Annotated in this window: 13 protein-coding genes, 1 tRNA gene and 1 other RNA gene; 5 read left to right on the plus strand and 10 right to left on the minus strand. The window is 71.7% G+C overall.

Annotated features, from left to right (window positions below; all coding sequences use genetic code 11):
* Positions 1-121: 121 nt before the first annotated feature.
* Positions 122-778, minus strand: coding sequence for a TetR/AcrR family transcriptional regulator (locus AB0E14_RS37110; RefSeq protein WP_362429054.1), 657 nt, complete (start codon positions 776-778; stop codon positions 122-124).
* Between the two features lie 63 nt (positions 779-841).
* Between AB0E14_RS37110 and AB0E14_RS37115 the strand changes: the two genes are divergently transcribed.
* Positions 842-2,365 (plus strand): MFS transporter, encoded by a 1,524-nt coding sequence (locus tag AB0E14_RS37115; protein WP_362429057.1) that lies wholly within the window; start codon positions 842-844, stop codon positions 2,363-2,365.
* Positions 2,366-2,559: 194 nt separating this feature from the next.
* Here AB0E14_RS37115 and AB0E14_RS37120 read toward each other — a convergent pair whose 3' ends face one another.
* The 4 genes from AB0E14_RS37120 to AB0E14_RS37135 all read right to left on the minus strand — a co-directional run bounded on the left by AB0E14_RS37120 (position 2,560) and on the right by AB0E14_RS37135 (position 6,500).
* Positions 2,560-3,780 carry a sigma-70 family RNA polymerase sigma factor gene (locus AB0E14_RS37120; RefSeq protein WP_362429060.1) on the minus strand — a complete coding sequence of 407 codons (1,221 nt, stop codon included), beginning with the start codon at positions 3,778-3,780 and terminating at the stop codon, positions 2,560-2,562.
* A gap of 20 nt (positions 3,781-3,800) precedes the next feature.
* Positions 3,801-4,223, minus strand: coding sequence for a YciI family protein (locus tag AB0E14_RS37125; RefSeq protein WP_362429064.1), 423 nt, complete (start codon positions 4,221-4,223; stop codon positions 3,801-3,803).
* 315 nt (positions 4,224-4,538) lie between these two features.
* A complete protein-coding gene (locus AB0E14_RS37130; protein ID WP_362429066.1) occupies positions 4,539-5,744 on the minus strand; it encodes a winged helix DNA-binding domain-containing protein in 1,206 nt (401 codons plus the stop codon).
* Positions 5,745-5,771: 27 nt separating this feature from the next.
* The gene (locus AB0E14_RS37135; protein ID WP_362429070.1) at positions 5,772-6,500 is read right to left on the minus strand and encodes a MerR family transcriptional regulator; all 729 of its coding nucleotides are present in this window, start codon (positions 6,498-6,500) and stop codon (positions 5,772-5,774) included.
* 55 nt (positions 6,501-6,555) lie between these two features.
* Here AB0E14_RS37135 and AB0E14_RS37140 point away from each other — a divergent pair, with 55 nt between their 5' ends.
* Positions 6,556-6,825, plus strand: a complete 270-nt coding sequence (locus AB0E14_RS37140) for a hypothetical protein (RefSeq protein ID WP_362429073.1) — start codon at positions 6,556-6,558, stop codon at positions 6,823-6,825.
* Positions 6,826-6,870: 45 nt separating this feature from the next.
* Here AB0E14_RS37140 and AB0E14_RS37145 read toward each other — a convergent pair whose 3' ends face one another.
* From AB0E14_RS37145 to AB0E14_RS37160, 4 genes are all read right to left on the minus strand, one after another.
* Entirely contained in the window at positions 6,871-9,150 is a 2,280-nt protein-coding gene (locus tag AB0E14_RS37145; protein WP_362429076.1) for an FtsX-like permease family protein, read from the minus strand.
* Positions 9,147-9,806, minus strand: coding sequence for an ABC transporter ATP-binding protein (locus tag AB0E14_RS37150; protein ID WP_362429079.1), 660 nt, complete (start codon positions 9,804-9,806; stop codon positions 9,147-9,149). Before AB0E14_RS37150 ends, AB0E14_RS37145 begins: the two co-directional genes overlap by 4 nt.
* A 64-nt stretch (positions 9,807-9,870) precedes the next feature.
* On the minus strand, positions 9,871-10,203 hold the full coding sequence (locus AB0E14_RS37155; RefSeq protein ID WP_362429082.1) for a hypothetical protein: 333 nt from the start codon (positions 10,201-10,203) through the stop codon (positions 9,871-9,873).
* 330 nt (positions 10,204-10,533) lie between these two features.
* The gene (locus tag AB0E14_RS37160; protein ID WP_362429085.1) at positions 10,534-12,042 is read right to left on the minus strand and encodes an MFS transporter; all 1,509 of its coding nucleotides are present in this window, start codon (positions 12,040-12,042) and stop codon (positions 10,534-10,536) included.
* A gap of 139 nt (positions 12,043-12,181) precedes the next feature.
* Here AB0E14_RS37160 and AB0E14_RS37165 point away from each other — a divergent pair, with 139 nt between their 5' ends.
* Positions 12,182-13,006: a TetR/AcrR family transcriptional regulator C-terminal domain-containing protein gene (locus AB0E14_RS37165; RefSeq protein ID WP_362429088.1), complete on the plus strand. Its 825-nt coding sequence runs from the start codon at positions 12,182-12,184 to the stop codon at positions 13,004-13,006.
* A gap of 78 nt (positions 13,007-13,084) precedes the next feature.
* Here the strand turns inward: AB0E14_RS37165 and AB0E14_RS37170 are convergent.
* Positions 13,085-13,172: transfer RNA gene (locus AB0E14_RS37170), tRNA-Ser, on the minus strand.
* A 119-nt stretch (positions 13,173-13,291) separates the two neighbouring features.
* Between AB0E14_RS37170 and ffs the strand changes: the two genes are divergently transcribed.
* Both ffs and AB0E14_RS37180 read left to right on the plus strand, forming a co-directional pair.
* Positions 13,292-13,390, plus strand: an RNA gene (ffs, locus tag AB0E14_RS37175) — signal recognition particle sRNA small type.
* 36 nt (positions 13,391-13,426) lie between these two features.
* On the plus strand, positions 13,427-14,661 hold a 1,235-nt coding region (locus AB0E14_RS37180; RefSeq protein WP_362429091.1), incomplete at its 3' end, for a DNA polymerase III subunit gamma and tau.

A 14,661-nucleotide genomic window follows, 5' to 3' on the forward strand; every position in this document is an offset into this window, starting at 1 on the left:
ACGCGGCCCACCTGCACTAAATCCCCAACATGGGCCGGTGGGGCCCGGGCCCCCCGGGGAAGGATCCTTCCCCGGGGGCACGCGCGCGTGAGGGGCCGGGGCCGGTCACATGCCCCCCGAGTCAGGCCCCGGACGGCGTGTACCGGCCCAGGAACATGTCCACCGCGCCCGTGACCAGCCGCTCGGTCAGGTCGTCGGCCGGCTGGGTGCCGTACTGGTCGAAGACCATGTGCGGGAAGACGAGCAGCGAGTAGAGCTGGATGACCGCGACCTCCAGGTCGGGGATCTCCAGACGCCCGCGGTCCGCGAGGGCGCGCAACGCGTCGGCGACGGCCGGGTGGTGGCCCGCGGGGCCGTGCGCGCCCCAGGCGCGGCTGAGTTCGGGGAAGCGGTGGATCTCGGCGGCGACGAGCGCCCGGAGCGCGCGGACCTCGTCGTTCGCCCGGACCGCCCGCACCCAGGCGCGGGCCGCCGCCAGGAACGCCCCGCGCAGGTCCGCGGCCTCGGCGAGGCCGGCGAGATCGGGCGCGGTGTCGTCGGCGCCCGACAGCAGGGGCTCGTCGAGCGCGCCCGCCACGACCGCGGTGAAGAGGGCTTCCTTGCTGCCGAAGTGGTTGTAGACGGTCACCTTGGAGACGCCCGCCTCGGCGGCGATGGCGTCCATGCCGACCCCGAACCCCTCGCGCAGGAACAGGGCGCGGGCGGCGCGCACGATGGCCTCCCGCTTGCGGGCGGCGCGCGGCCCGGTGGGGGCGGGCTTCGTGGTCCGGTCGCTCATGGGTCGACCCTACCGCTGAACTGTACTGTTGAGTTCAACTGAACTGAACAGTGCAGTTCAAGTATGTCGACCGAACACCACACCCCAGCCGAACCGCACCCCCACCCCCACCCGCACACCCCTTCGCTCTCCCGCTCCCTCTCCCCCTCCCACGAGCCGCCCGGCGCCGCCCCACCCGCCGCCGACCCTCGGCGCTGGAAGGCCCTGGCGCTGATCTGCGCGGCCCAGTTCATGCTGGTCCTCGACGTCACCGTGGTGAACGTCGCGCTGCCGAGCATGGCCGCCGACCTCGACCTCGCCCGCACCACGCTGACCTGGGTGGTCACCGCGTACACCCTCTGCTTCGGCGGTCTGATGCTGCTCGGCGGCCGGCTCGCGGACGCGCTCGGCGCCCGCCGCGTCCTCCTCGCCGGGCTCGGGCTCTTCACGGCCGCGTCCCTCGTCTGCGGCCTCGCGGCGAGCGCACCCGTGCTGCTCGGCGGCCGTGTCGCCCAGGGCATCGGCGCGGCGCTGCTCTCCCCGGCGGCCCTCGCCCTGGTCACGACCTTCTTCCAGGGCCCCGAGCGCGCGAAGGCCCTCGGTGCCTGGGCGGCGATCGGCGGCACGGGCTCGGCGGTCGGTGTCCTCCTCGGCGGGGCGCTCACGGACGGCCCGGGCTGGCCGTGGATCTTCTACGTCAACGTCCCCGTGGGCGTGGCCCTGCTGCTGGCCCTCCCGGTAGTCCTCCCGCGTGCCCCCGAGATCCCGCACGCCCGTGCGCGTACCGCCGGCCGCCCCCGCCTCGACGCCCCCGGCGCGCTGCTGGTCACCGCGGCCACCGGCACCCTGATCTACGGCCTGGTCCAGGCGGGCGAGTCGGGGTGGGCTTCGGCGCCCACGCTCCTGCCCCTGCTCGGCTCGCTGCTCCTCTACGGCATCTTCGTCGCCGTCGAACGGGCGAGCCGGGACCCTCTGATGGACCCGCGGATGTTCACGCGCCGCCCGGTCCTGGCGGGCTCGTTCCTGATGCTCGTCGCGACCGCGCTGCTGATCTCCTTCTTCTTCCTCGGCTCGGTGCAGTTGCAGCGCCTGAACGGCTTCGGGGCCTTCCGTACCGGCCTCGTCTTCCTGCCGGTCGCCGTCACCACGGCCGTCGGCGCGCACCTGGGCTCCGGCCTGGTCGGGGCGGTCGGCCCACGCGCCACCGCGACCGGCGGCACGGCGCTCGCCGCCCTCGGCTGCCTCCCGCTCGCCCTGATCACCCCCGGCTCGAACGCCTGGGCCACCGTCATGCCGGCGCTCTCCGTCGCAGCCCTCGGCCTGGGCGCGGTCTTCGTGACGGCGACGACGACGGCCCTCGGCATGATCGCCCCGCACGAGGCGGGCCTCGCCTCGGGCATCGTCAACACCTTCCACGAGGTGGGCGGTTCGATCGGCGTCGCCGTCGTCTCCACGGTCGCCGCGTCCGGCATCCAGGGCCAGGGCACGGCGGGCTTCACGGCCGCCTTCACCCTCTGCGCGGCCCTGGCGGCGGCCACGGCCCTGGCCGCCCCCGCCCTCGTCCCCCGGGGCAGGCCGCACACGCCGATGGGCCCGCACGCCCACTGAGCGCCGACCGAGCCCTCGCGGAACGCCGACTTCGCACGCAACCGGGAACGCTCACCGGGAACACCCACCGGGAACGCTCACCGGGAACACCCACCGGGAACACCCACCGGGAATAGCCACCCGGAACGCTCACCCGGAACACCCACCGGGAACAGCCACCCGGAACGCTCACCCGGAACACCCACCCGGAACGCTCACTCGGCCAGCCGGGCGGCCTTTATCCGGAGGTAGTGGCGTTCCGGGAGGCTGAGGGTGAGGGCGGCGGCCTCGGAGTAGGCCGCACGGGCCGCCGCGCGGTCACCGGTGCGTTCCAGGAGGTGGGCGCGGACGGCGGAGAGGCGGTGGTGGTCCTTCAGACGGGGTTCCAGGGCGGCGAGTTCGGTGAGGCCCTTGTCCGGGCCGTGGACCATCGCGACGGCGACCACGCGCCCCAACTCGGCCATGGGGTGGGGCCAGTCGGAGACCAGCAGGTCGTACAGGGCGAGGATCTGCGGCCAGTCCGTGTCCTCGACCCGGCCGGCCTCGTCGTGCAGCGCGGCGATCGCCGCCTGGAGCTGGTACGGGCCCGGCGGGCCCTCGGTCAGGGCCTCCTCCACCAGGGCCGTGCCCTCCTCGATCGCGGCCCGGTCCCAGCGCGTCCGGTCCTGTTCGTCGAGCGGGATCAGCTCGCCGTGCGGGCCCGTGCGGGCGGCGCTGCGGGCCTCCGTGAGCAGCATCAGGGCCAGCAGCCCGGTCACCGTGGCCTCCTCCGGGAGCAGCCGGCGGACGGCCCGGGTCAGCCGGATGGCCTCGCGGGCCAGGTCGGCGCGGAGCAGGGCGGGGCCGGAGGTCGCGGTGTACCCCTCGTTGAAGATCAGGTACAGCACCTGGAGCACGGCCGCGAGCCGGGCGTCCCGGTCGTCGGGTCCCGGCGCCTGGAACCGGTGGTTCCGCAGCTTCGCCTTCGCCCGGCTGATCCGCTGGGCGATCGTCGCCTCCGGTACGAGGTGGGCCCGGGCGATCTCCGCCGTCGTCAGGCCGCCGACCGCGCGCAGCGTCAGGGCGACCCGTCCCGCGGGCGGGAGCGAGGGGTCGCAGCAGAGGAAGAGCAGCGTCAGGGTGTCGTCGTCGGACGGCGCCGCGCGGGTCTCGCGCGGCTCCAGGCGCGCCGCGGTCTCCTCCCGCCGGGCCCGCGCCGCGTCCGCGCGCAGCTGGTCCGTGAGCCGGCGCGAGGCGACCCGGATGAGCCAGCCGCGCGGATTGTCGGGCGTCCCGGACGCGGGCCACTGCCCGGCGGCGGCCAGCAGCGCCTCCTGTACGGCGTCCTCGGCGGCGTCGAAGTGCCCGTACCGGCGGACGAGCGCGCCGAGGACCTGCGGCGCGTGCCGGCGCAGCAGCTCCTCGACGCTCTCTTCCACCTCGTCCGCGTGGCTCACCGCCACCCTCTCTCACTCACTCACTGGAACAGCTCGGACGCGGACCGCTCGTCGATCTGCCGGATCACGACCGGGTACTCCGGCGCCCCTTCGGGCTGCGGGCAGCGGGCGACGCGCGCCGCGATCTCGGTGACCCGCTCCAGGCTCGCGCAGTCGAGCACCCAGTAGCCGGCCAGCAGTTCCTTCGTCTCGCCGTAGGGCCCGTCGGTGATCACCGGCTGCCCGGCCTTGTCGACGCCGACGTGCCGGGTCAGCCGGGGCTCGACGAGCCCCTGCGCGTCGAGGAGCTCGCCCGACTCGGCGAGGTCGTTGTTGATGGACCCCATGTGCTCGAACATCGCCTGGATGTCCTTCTCGCTCCAGGCGGGGCCCTGCCCCGGGCCCTTGCCGGCCATGTCGTCGTAGTCGGCCTGGGATCCCTGCACCATGACGAGGTACTTCATGACGTACTCCTTGGTTGGCTCGTTTCCTTCACAGGGGACGTCGGAGCGGGGATCCGATTCTCGACACCTCGCCGAGGCTCCGCAGAAATTTCCCGCGGATTCCACCCAGGGGAACCAGGAGGGGTGAACCGGCGGGCAGCTGGCGGCGGGGCTCAGGGTCGGGAGAGCCCGGAGAGTTCGCGCGCTCGGGACTCAGGGTCCAGAGAGCTGGCGCGCTCGGGCTCATCGCCCGGAGAGTCCACACGCTCAGGGCTCATCGCCCGGAGAACTAGCGTGCTCAGGCCTCATCGCCCGCAGAGCTATCGCGCTCGGGGCTCAGGGCCCGGAGAGTTCCCGCTCAAGGGGCGTACGGAACCGGGGCGTGACCCGGACGTCGCCCACCCAGCCGCGCAGCCGTTCCGCCTCGGCCTCCGCGGCGGCCCTGGCATCGGCGCCCCCGTCGTCGCCGAGGAACCGGAGCGCGATCTCCCCGTCGGGCCGCTGGGCCCAGCCGCCGACGACGCGCCCGTTCCACCACACCGTGGGCCCGATGTTGCCGTTGCGGTCGAAGAGCGCGGCCTTGTGCGCGGGATCGGTGTACCAGTCGCGGTACTGCCAGCCCATCGCGGTGGGGTCGAGCGCGGGCAGCAACGCGGCCCAGGGTTCCAGGTCGGCGGCCCGTACGGGTTCGAGGTCGTCCGGCAGGACGTGGCCGGTGCCCTCGGCCAGTTCCACCGTCACCGCGCCGATCGCCGCGAGCGCCTTGCGGACGTCGGTGACCTTCCACCCGGTCCACCACTTCAGGTCCGCCTCGGTCGCCGGACCGCAGGCCGCGAGCCACTGCCGTACGAGTTCGGCGTGGGCGAACTCGTCGGAGGGGTCGGGCCGTTCGGTCGTCGGAGCCCACCGGAACTGGCTGGAGGTCCACATTCCCTGCGGGCGGCCGCGCGCGATCCGCCCCTCCATGCCGAGGACCCGCAGCAGGCGGCTGGAGAGCGACTGCGGCCCCTCCTGGCGGGTGCCGACCCCGTACACGTACTGCGCGCGCAGCCGCGGCACGGCCTTGCCGAGTTCGGCCCCGGTGGCCTCGCCCCGTACCGCCAGCTCGTCGAGCACCAGCCGCTCGGTCTCGGCCAGCCAACCTTCGTCGTACTCACTCCCCTTGGCGAGGTCCTTGAGGAGCATGGCGCGTTCGCGGGTGGCGACGTCGCGGGTGGTGGAGGCGTGCACGGTGGGGACGAGGGCGGTCGGGAAGACGAAGATCGTGTGCCGCATGCCGTGCATCCGGGTCAGCGTCCGGTCCTCGTACAGGGCCTTCTCCAGCCCCGCGACCGGCCCCTCGACGCCCTGCTTCCCGGCCAGCCGGGCCCCGACGGAGAGGAAGACGCTGGCGGGGTCGGTCGCGTGCAGCGCCACGAGCGAGCCGGCCACCTCCGCCACGTCCGCCGCCCGCGCCGCTCCGGCCAGTCGATGCCGTACGCCGAGCCGGGCCCTGCGTTCGTCCGCGTCGATACGGCGGGTCCGCCCCGCGTCGTTCCCCATGCGCCAAGCATGGGCCAGCGGACGCCGTCAGGAGCCGGTTTCCCGCAGGAGCGTGTCGATCCGCCGCCAGGCGGGGGAGGAGGCGTTGACATCGTCCTGGACGAGGGCGGGGATGGGGGAGGCGGCGTCGACCTGGGCGGGCGCGGAGGCCCCGTAACGCTCCTGGGTGGCGGCGCGGATGCGGCGGGCGAGGTCGGGGAGGGCGGGATCGTCGGCGTCGAGATCGTGGGCGCGGTCGTACGCGAGGAAGAGCTGCCGGAACTCGGGGCGGGCGAGGCTCTCGGCCTGGTCGTGGAAGAGGGCCTCGGCGCTCTCGGGATGGGTGGCGAAGACGAGGATCCAGAGGTCGCGCTGCAGGTCGACCCAGCGATCCGTGAACCCCCAGCGGCCCAGCTGCTCCAGATGGTCGACGACCTCGGCGGGCAGGGGCGCGAGCCGCCCGGCGGAGAGCCGCCGCAGACGCTTCTGCGTGGCCCGCAGGTCCCGGATACGGGCGACGAGCGCGTCGTCGATCTCACGGAGCGCCTGCTGGAACTCGGTGTCGGAGGCGGTCAACAGCTCCCGGATCCGGGCCAACGGGACACCGGCCTCGGCGAGCGTCCGGATCTTGATGAGCGCGATGGCGTCGCCGGCGCCGTAGCGGCGGTAGCCGGAGGCATCGCGCTCGGGCTCGGGCAGGAGCCCCTTGGCGTGATAGACGCGGACGGTCTTGACGGAAACACCGACGTAGGAGGCCAGCTGCCCGATGGTGATCACGGTCCGATCGTCCCACTTGACCCTGCCCCAGGGGCAAGGTCGCAGCATGGATGCCATGACGACCGACAGACCGGACAGGCAGACCCTCCGCGACCTGGCCGACGAGGGCAACGAGACGGCCCTGGACCGCTTGGCGGACCTGGCCGACGAGACGGACGACATCGACGAACTGAGCGAGCTCCTGGACGAGGGCTCCCTGCACGCCGGCGCCCTCCTGACCCGCCGCGCGGCGCAGGCGGGCGACCTGCGCGAACTCCAGCGCATCGCCGACGCGGGCTACGAGGCGGCGACGGACGAACTGGAGCGCCTCCTGAGGAAGCCCTAGGGCCCGTCCGGCGGCCGACCCGGCGGATCAGGGTGGGGACAGTCCCTAGTCCCGCCGGATGTGCTCGGGGTCGACATGCCGACGCACGAGCGGCAGCGCGGAGACCCCGGCGGCGAGCAACACCCCGAGACAACAGGCGAGCAGCAGCGGCAACCCACTCCAGTCCCAGTGCACGGCCCCGCCCCCGGTGATCAGATAACTCGACTCCGCGAGCCACCCGGTCACCACGGCGGCCCCCAACCCCACCCCGAGCGGCACGACCACCTGCACACACTGCACCACCCGCAACGTCCCGGCCCGAGCCCCGAGCAACACGAGCGCGGCCACCTGCCCCCGCCGCTCCATGGCCCGATCCGCCACGGACACGACGAACGCGGCCACACTGATCACCAGCCCGAGAACCATCCCGGCCCCGAGCAGGCTACGAATGACGGTGAGCTGCGCAAGCGACTCGACTACGACCCCGACGGGCTGGACCTCGGCGGTGGGCGCGATGGCCCCGATGCCGTCGAGGACGGTACGGACGGTTCCAGGATCAGAGGCGGAGGCGAGCACGAGGTGCCCGTCGGCGGGGAGGGTGCCGGGTGGGAGGAGGGAGGGCGGGATGAGGATGTCCGCGGCACTCAGGTCGTACGACTCGTAGGTGTGGGCGGTCAGTACGTCGTGCGGGATCGCCACCGTGAGCTTCGCTCCGTTGTCCAGAAGGATCTGGAAGGACGCGCCTGGCTGGACGTACTCGGACAGCGGGTTGCCTGGGCGAGCGAGCCGGACCACCCTCCCTTCCACGCAGCCTGAGGATGCCTTGCTGAAGGCGGCGAGTTGGGTGCAGGTGGCGATGGTTGCGTCGATGCCTGGATGGTCGGTGCCGCTGGGAGCCCAGGACGGCGCGTCGAAGCCGTGCGAGGTGACGCCCTCGGCCTTGGTCATCCTGTCCCGCTGCTGCGAGGTCAGCTCGGCGAGGCCGATCTTGTACTCCTGCACGGGCGCGGTGTTCCGGCTCACCTGACTGAGTTCCACGAGGACGCCCTGGGTGAGGGATGTCGCGTAGACCAGGAGGACGAGTCCCGTGACGACGCGCAGCGACGCGCCCGGCTCGACCTCGGTGCGGCGCATCGCGAGCGACAGGGGCAGCGACCGTGCGCCGGCGGCCAGTCGGCGGGCGAGCCAGGCGGTGATCGGTGGCAGCCCGAAGACCAGTCCTGCGCCCGTCAGGAGGACGGCGGCGGGGATGAGGACGGTGTTGGAGGAGCCGCCGGACGGATCGCGCCCCATCACGCTGAGGGCGCAGTAGCCGGCGATGACGCCGAGCCCCGGTACGAGCAACAGCGTTCCGTACATCTTCGGAGGCTTGCGCTCGGCAGTGCGCCGGACGTTGAGCGGAGTCCGCGCGGCTGCTCGGGCGCTGTGTCGTCCGACGAACCAGGCGAGTGCCGGACAGAGAACCAGGCAGGCGACGAGTGTGCTGCCCTCGGGGCGCCCGTCCGCCGGGTACCAATGCAGACCGGGCAGTCCGACCCTCGCCATGATCTCGTTGACGACGAGGTATCCGCCGATACCGAGCAGCGCTCCGATGAACGCCGCCGACACGGTCTCGCCCGCGTTGACCCGCAGGGTGTCCTTCACGCTCAGGCCGACGAGCCGCAGCGCGGCGAGCCTTCGAGCACGTGACTCCGCCGACAGCCGAGCGCACACCGAGAGGAACACGACGAGAGGGAGCAGGACCACGCACGCGAGCGTGAACCTCAGAATGTCGAGAGTGGACTGCTCGACCACTTCGTGGGTGGCATAGCGCGAGCCGAAGGAGTCCACACGTTGTGCGCCCTCCTCCGGGATCTGGGCGTGCGTTGTGCCGACGTAGGCGAACAGATCGTCGGGTCCGGCCAAACCGTCCGGTCCGATCGTGCCGCTCACCCGCCCCGGCAGGAGCCCGGCGACACCTGGCGATTCCGTCAGAACCTCCCGCAGACGCGGCGAGACGATCACTTCTCCGGCGGCGGGCAGCCTGTCGATGCCCGGAGGAACCGGCGCCGGCCCGGTCTCCGGGCGGGCGACGAAGATCCGGTGGAGCGGCTGCGACCCGTAGGCGTCCGCACGGCTGATCGCGATGGTGTCGGCGGTCGACCAGCCTTCTGTCCGCTCATAGTTGCTGCGTGGCTGTCGCGCTGCCGACCGCTCGTCATGAGCGGCGAGGATCGCCGGAATGGTGAGTACGGCGGCGAGACAGGCCACGCCGAGTGAGCAGCCGAACGTCATGAGCAGGAACCGGACCCGGCCTCGGCGGCCGCCACGCCACAACAGCCGCATGCCGAGCAGGAACGGATTCACTTCAAGGTCCCGTCCGTCATGGTGTACCGGCTGTCGGCGTGCTCGGCCACGGTCGCGTCGTGGGTGACGATGACGACGGCGGTTCCCTGATCCCGGGCCAGCCGCAGGAACTCCTCCAGTACGGCGGAGGCGTTGACGCTGTCGAGCGCGCCGGTCGGCTCGTCCGCGAACACGACGTCGGGCCGGTGCACGAGGGCCCGGGCGACAGCGACCCGCTGGCTCTGCCCGCCGGACAGCTGCGAAGTCCGGCGCTGCAACAGCTCGGTCATGCCCAGCCGTCCGAGCACCTCCCCGGCCGCCGCGTGCGCGGGTGCCTTCCGCTGGCCGGCGAGGCGCAGCGGCAGCGCGGCGTTCTCCTCCACGGTGAGTTCGGGCAGCAACTCCCCGTACTGAAAGACGAACCCGAACCGCTCGCGGCGTAGCGTGCTCAGCTCGTCGTCGGAGCGAGTCGCCAGGGAGACCCCGTCGAACGACACGGCTCCGTGAGACGGTGCGAGCACACCCGCGAGGCAGTACAGAAGCGACGACTTCCCCGAACCGCTGCTTCCCATGATGGCCGCCACCTCCCCGCGCCTGAGCGAGAAGTCGGCGCCGCTGACGGCCTGCTGTGGCCCGTAGAAGAGATCCACGCCCTTGGCGCGGAGGATGGCGTCCATCGTGGTGCGAACTCCCTTGCTGAGGAGGCCGCACGACGGCGGCCTCCGAATTCCTCGGCTGTGGCTACCGCTGCCGCGGGTCCGAGCGCTCGTAGTGCAGGGTGTCTGCGCAGTTGTCCGGGCGGAGTGATCCACGGTCACGGCAGGCCCGGAGCCACACGTCATCCGTGTACTGGGCGGCACCGTCGTAGACGACCTTCTTCAGCTTGACGGTCTTCCTCTGGACGCCGTAGAGGCGGCTCCAGCTGTAGCCCTGGACCTTGGACTCCAGATAGACGTTGTGTCCGTCCGCCACTTCGTCGTCCTTGAGCGTCACGTCGAAGTGGAAACCGCCGTGGTTGTGTCCCCTGGGCTCCCACGTGTACTTGCCGGTGGCCTGCACCCCGCGAGTGGTCATCTTTGGCAGGTCGTGCCACGAATCCGCCACCGCTGCCCCCACCCCACCCAGGAACAGCCCCGCCGCAACCGCAACCGTCGTCAACTTCCGCACGTTTCCTCCGCCTTGAAAGCAAGCAGCACACCCCCACCGGGTGTAGCGGAAAGTGTTCCAGCGATCACAGAACGAAGTGTTGGGCGGAACGTCACTGCCTGGAGGGACCCCTCGAACCGGTGACATCACCACATCGGTGCGCCGTGCGCCGTCGCGTCCGTGCCTCGTACGGCGAAGGCCCCGACCGTTTCCCCGGTCGGGGCCTTCCACCGTGTGCTGCCCGCGGCGGGCTCGTCGTCAGGCGGCGAGTTCCTGGTCTGTCGTGAGCGCTTCCTTCGTCTCGCCCTTCGGCTTCGCGTCCCGCATCACGACCGCGGCCAGTACAGCCGCCGCGAGGACGCCGATCGCGCTGATCGTGAACGTCGCCGACATGGAGGTCGTGAAGGCCTCGCGGGCCGCGTGGGCCAGGGTTCCGTCGCCGCCCGCCGCGGCCAGGGCGCCGCCGATGGAGTGCTTGGCCTGCTCCGGGGCGTCGGAGGGCATCTCCGAGGCGAAGCGGCTGGAGAGGAGGGAGCCGAGGATCGCGATGCCGAGGGCCGTGCCCGCCTGCTGGATCGTGTCGTTCAGGGCCGAGCCCACGCCCGCCTTCTCCTCCGGGATCGTGCCCATCAGCGCGCCGACCGCCGCCGGCATCGCGAGGCCCGCGCCGAGGCCGAGGAGGCCCAGGCCGATCGCCGGGACCGTGAAGCCCGAGGCCGCGTCGACGGTGGTCAGGAGGCCGAACGAGCCGGCCATCACCAGCAGGCCGCCCACGATCAGCGGTCGGTAGCCGATCTTCGCGGCGAGCCCGGCGCCGGCCGCGTTGCCGATCAGGGCGGCGACGGCGAGCGGCACGAAGGCGAGGCCCGCCTTGACGGGGGAGTAGCCGAGCACGAACTGCAGGTACTGGGTGAGGACGAGCAGCAGACCGCCGTTGCCGATCTGGACCAGGGTCAGCGAGAGCGAGCCGCCGCTGAAGTTCCGGTGCTTGAAGAGGACCAGCGGGACCATCGGGGACGCGGTGATGTTCTCCCAGACGACGAATCCGGCGAGGGTGACGACCGCGACCACCAGCGTGACGAGCCCCCGGCCCTCGAAGGCGCCGTGCTGCGGGATCTCGATGATCCACCAGATCAGCGCGGTCATGCCGACCGCCGACAGGATCGCGCCGAGCGGATCGGCCTTCTGCCAGGGGCCCTTGGACTCCGGCATGAGGGTGAGCGCGGCGACGACGGCGAGGATCACGACCGGCACGTTGATGAGGAAGATGGACTGCCACGAGAAGTGGTCGATGAGTACGCCGCCGAGCACCGGGCTGCCGACCAGGCCGAGCATCGACACCGAACCCCAGGCCGCCATCGCCTTGCCGCGCTCGTCCTCGTCGAAGACGGTGATGAGGATCGACAGCGTCGACGGCATGATCAGCGCGCCGCCGACACCCATCGCGATGCGTACGGCGATGACCTCACCGGGCTCGTCGGAGAAGGTCGCCGCGAGGGACGCGAGTCCGAAGAGCAGCAGGCCGATGATCATGACCTTCCGGCGCCCGAACCGGTCGCCGAGGCTTCCTGAGGTCAGCAGCAGTCCGGCGAAGACCAGGATGTAGGAGTCGAGGATCCACTGGATGTCGGTGGCGCTCGCGCCGATGTCCGCGGTCATCGAGGGGACCGCGACGGTGAGCGCCATGCTGTCGACGACCAGGACCAGCGTGCTGAGGCACAGCACGACGAGGATCCACCAGCGGCGTGGATTGCGGACGGTTTCCATGGGAGTTCCTCGTGTTCCTCTCGGCTGCGCACGGTGTTCCTTCGGTGCGAACACTGTACGCAGATGCGTACAGTGTTCGCAAGACCTCACTCCTGTACGCTGAATGCGCACGCTGTACGCAGCCATCGCGGAGGTTCACATGGCCGAGAAGACGAACCCGCCCCAGCCGACGAAGGCGAAGGCGCAGGCGCAGGCGAAGGAGGCGAGGACGCCGACCGGGGCGGCGACCGCCCCGTCCAAGGCGAACGGCCCGGCGAACCCCATCCCGTCCGTATGGGCCCGGCAGCAGTCGCCCGCCGAACAGCCCGCGCTCAGCCGCGCCTCGATCGTCCGCGAGGCGATCGTCATGCTGGACGCCGACGGGATCGAGGCGCTGAGCATGCGCAAGCTCGGCGCCCGCCTCAACGCCGGCGCGACCTCCCTCTACCGGCACGTCGCCACCAAGGACGAGCTGATGGAGCTGGCCGTCGACGAGGTCTTCGGCGAGATCTCCGTACCGCCCGCCGACAGCCCGGACTGGCGCGCCGCCGCCGTGGAGGCGGCCGGGTCGTTCCGTGCGGCGGCCCTGCGCCACCCCTGGCTGTCCTCGGTCCTCGGTCAGGCGGGCCTCGCCTACCTGGGCCCCAATCTCATGGCGTACTCGGAGCGGCTGGCGGCCCTCTTCACCCAGGTCGGGTTCCCCGAGCCGAGCCGCGCGATCGAGACCCTCCTGGGGTACGTCATCGGCATGAGCACGACGGAGGCCGCCTGGCTCACGACGGTCGCGCGATCCGGCGAGTCGGAGATCGACTTCATCGCCCGCCTCACCCCCGCCGCCCAGCAGGCCGCGTCCGACCACGAACACCTGGTCGAGGCCTATGAGTCGGCGGCCCTCGCGGCGGATCCGGTCGCCAACCGCGACGCCAAGTTCGCCTACGGCCTCGACGTCGTCCTCGACGGCCTCGCTCTGCGCCTCGCTCCCTAGCCCCGCCCGCAGGACAAAGCCCGCCCGCAGGGCAAACGCCAGAGGGCCGGACCGCTGATGCGGTCCGGCCCTCTGAGCTGGCGGAGGATACGAGATTCGAACTCGTGAGGGGTTGCCCCCAACACGCTTTCCAAGCGTGCGCCCTAGGCCTCTAGGCGAATCCTCCGCGGCAAACAATACAAGACGCTGAGGGGTGCTCGCGAACGTGATCCAGAGCGAGGTGCCCGAGGGTTGATCGAGGTCGGAAGCGGGGGCCGCGGGGGGTCTGGGATCAGGTACCCTTGGCGGAGCCCCTCACGTGGCGCTATCTGACTGAACTCCCCCAGGGCCGGAAGGCAGCAAGGGTAGGTCGGCTCTGGCGGGTGCGTGGGGGGCGCTTGCGTTCCCGGGTTGTCGGTGGGCGCCTATAACCTCGTATACGTGTCGTCTCTCGCGCTGTACCGCCGCTACCGCCCCGAGTCCTTCGCCGAGGTCATCGGGCAGGAGCATGTCACCGACCCGCTGCAGCAGGCCCTGCGGAACAACCGGGTCAATCACGCGTACCTGTTCAGCGGGCCCCGCGGCTGTGGCAAGACGACCAGTGCGCGCATCCTCGCGCGCTGTCTGAACTGTGAGCAGGGTCCCACTCCCACGCCCTGCGGCGAGTGCCAGTCCTGCCGCGACCTCGCGCGCAACGGGCCGGGCTCGATCGACGTCATCGAGATCGACGCCGCCTCCCACGGTGGCGTGGACGACGCCCGTGACCTGCGGGAGAAGGCCTTCTTCGGGCCCGCCTCCAGCCGGTACAAGATCTACATCATCGACGAGGCGCACATGGTCACCTCGGCGGGCTTCAACGCCCTGCTGAAGGTGGTCGAGGAGCCGCCGGAGCACCTCAAGTTCATCTTCGCCACCACCGAGCCCGAGAAGGTCATCGGGACCATCCGGTCGCGCACCCACCACTATCCCTTCCGGCTCGTGCCGCCCGGCACGCTCCGGGAGTACCTCGGAGAGGTGTGCGGGCGCGAGGGCATTCCCGTCGAGGAGGGCGTGCTGCCGCTCGTCGTGCGCGCCGGCGCCGGTTCCGTGCGTGACTCGATGTCCGTGATGGACCAGCTGCTCGCCGGTGCCGCCGACGACGGTGTGACATACGCCATGGCGACGTCTCTTCTCGGGTACACGGACGGGTCGCTGCTCGACTCCGTCGTCGACTCCTTCGCCGCCGGTGACGGTGCCGCCGCCTTCGAGGTCGTCGACCGGGTCATCGAGGGCGGCAACGACCCCCGGCGGTTCGTCGCCGACCTCCTGGAGCGGCTGCGCGACCTGGTGATCCTCGCCGCCGTGCCGGACGCCGCCGAGAAGGGGCTCATCGACGCCCCGGTCGACGTCGTCGAGCGCATGCAGGCGCAGGCGTCCGTGTTCGGCGCGGCCGAGCTCAGCCGCGCCGCCGACCTGGTCAACGCGGGTCTCACCGAGATGCGCGGCGCCACCTCGCCCCGGCTCCAGCTGGAGCTGATCTGCGCGCGCGTGCTGCTGCCCGCGGCCTTCGACGACGAGCGCTCTCTGCAGGCCCGCATCGACCGCCTGCACCCGGCTCGGACTTTCCTCGGAGCAGTTCAACCATCGGTTCCAGGAGGTGTTCGGAGCGGCACTTGCGAGTGCGGGGATTGCCAGCC

The organism is Streptomyces sp. NPDC047981 (assembly GCF_040653315.1).
In the GTDB taxonomy this organism is placed as follows: domain Bacteria; phylum Actinomycetota; class Actinomycetes; order Streptomycetales; family Streptomycetaceae; genus Streptomyces.

Coding starts and splice junctions, on each gene's coding strand:
- AB0E14_RS37110 (WP_362429054.1), bottom strand. CDS start 778: ATGAGCGACCGGACCACGAAGCCCGCCCCCACCGGGCCGCGCGCCGCC.
- AB0E14_RS37115 (WP_362429057.1), top strand. CDS start 842: ATGTCGACCGAACACCACACCCCAGCCGAACCGCACCCCCACCCCCAC.
- AB0E14_RS37125 (WP_362429064.1), bottom strand. CDS start 4,223: ATGAAGTACCTCGTCATGGTGCAGGGATCCCAGGCCGACTACGACGAC.
- AB0E14_RS37130 (WP_362429066.1), bottom strand. CDS start 5,744: ATGGGGAACGACGCGGGGCGGACCCGCCGTATCGACGCGGACGAACGC.
- AB0E14_RS37140 (WP_362429073.1), top strand. CDS start 6,556: ATGACGACCGACAGACCGGACAGGCAGACCCTCCGCGACCTGGCCGAC.
- AB0E14_RS37150 (WP_362429079.1), bottom strand. CDS start 9,806: ATGGACGCCATCCTCCGCGCCAAGGGCGTGGATCTCTTCTACGGGCCA.
- AB0E14_RS37155 (WP_362429082.1), bottom strand. CDS start 10,203: ATGACCACTCGCGGGGTGCAGGCCACCGGCAAGTACACGTGGGAGCCC.
- AB0E14_RS37160 (WP_362429085.1), bottom strand. CDS start 12,042: ATGGAAACCGTCCGCAATCCACGCCGCTGGTGGATCCTCGTCGTGCTG.
- AB0E14_RS37165 (WP_362429088.1), top strand. CDS start 12,182: ATGGCCGAGAAGACGAACCCGCCCCAGCCGACGAAGGCGAAGGCGCAG.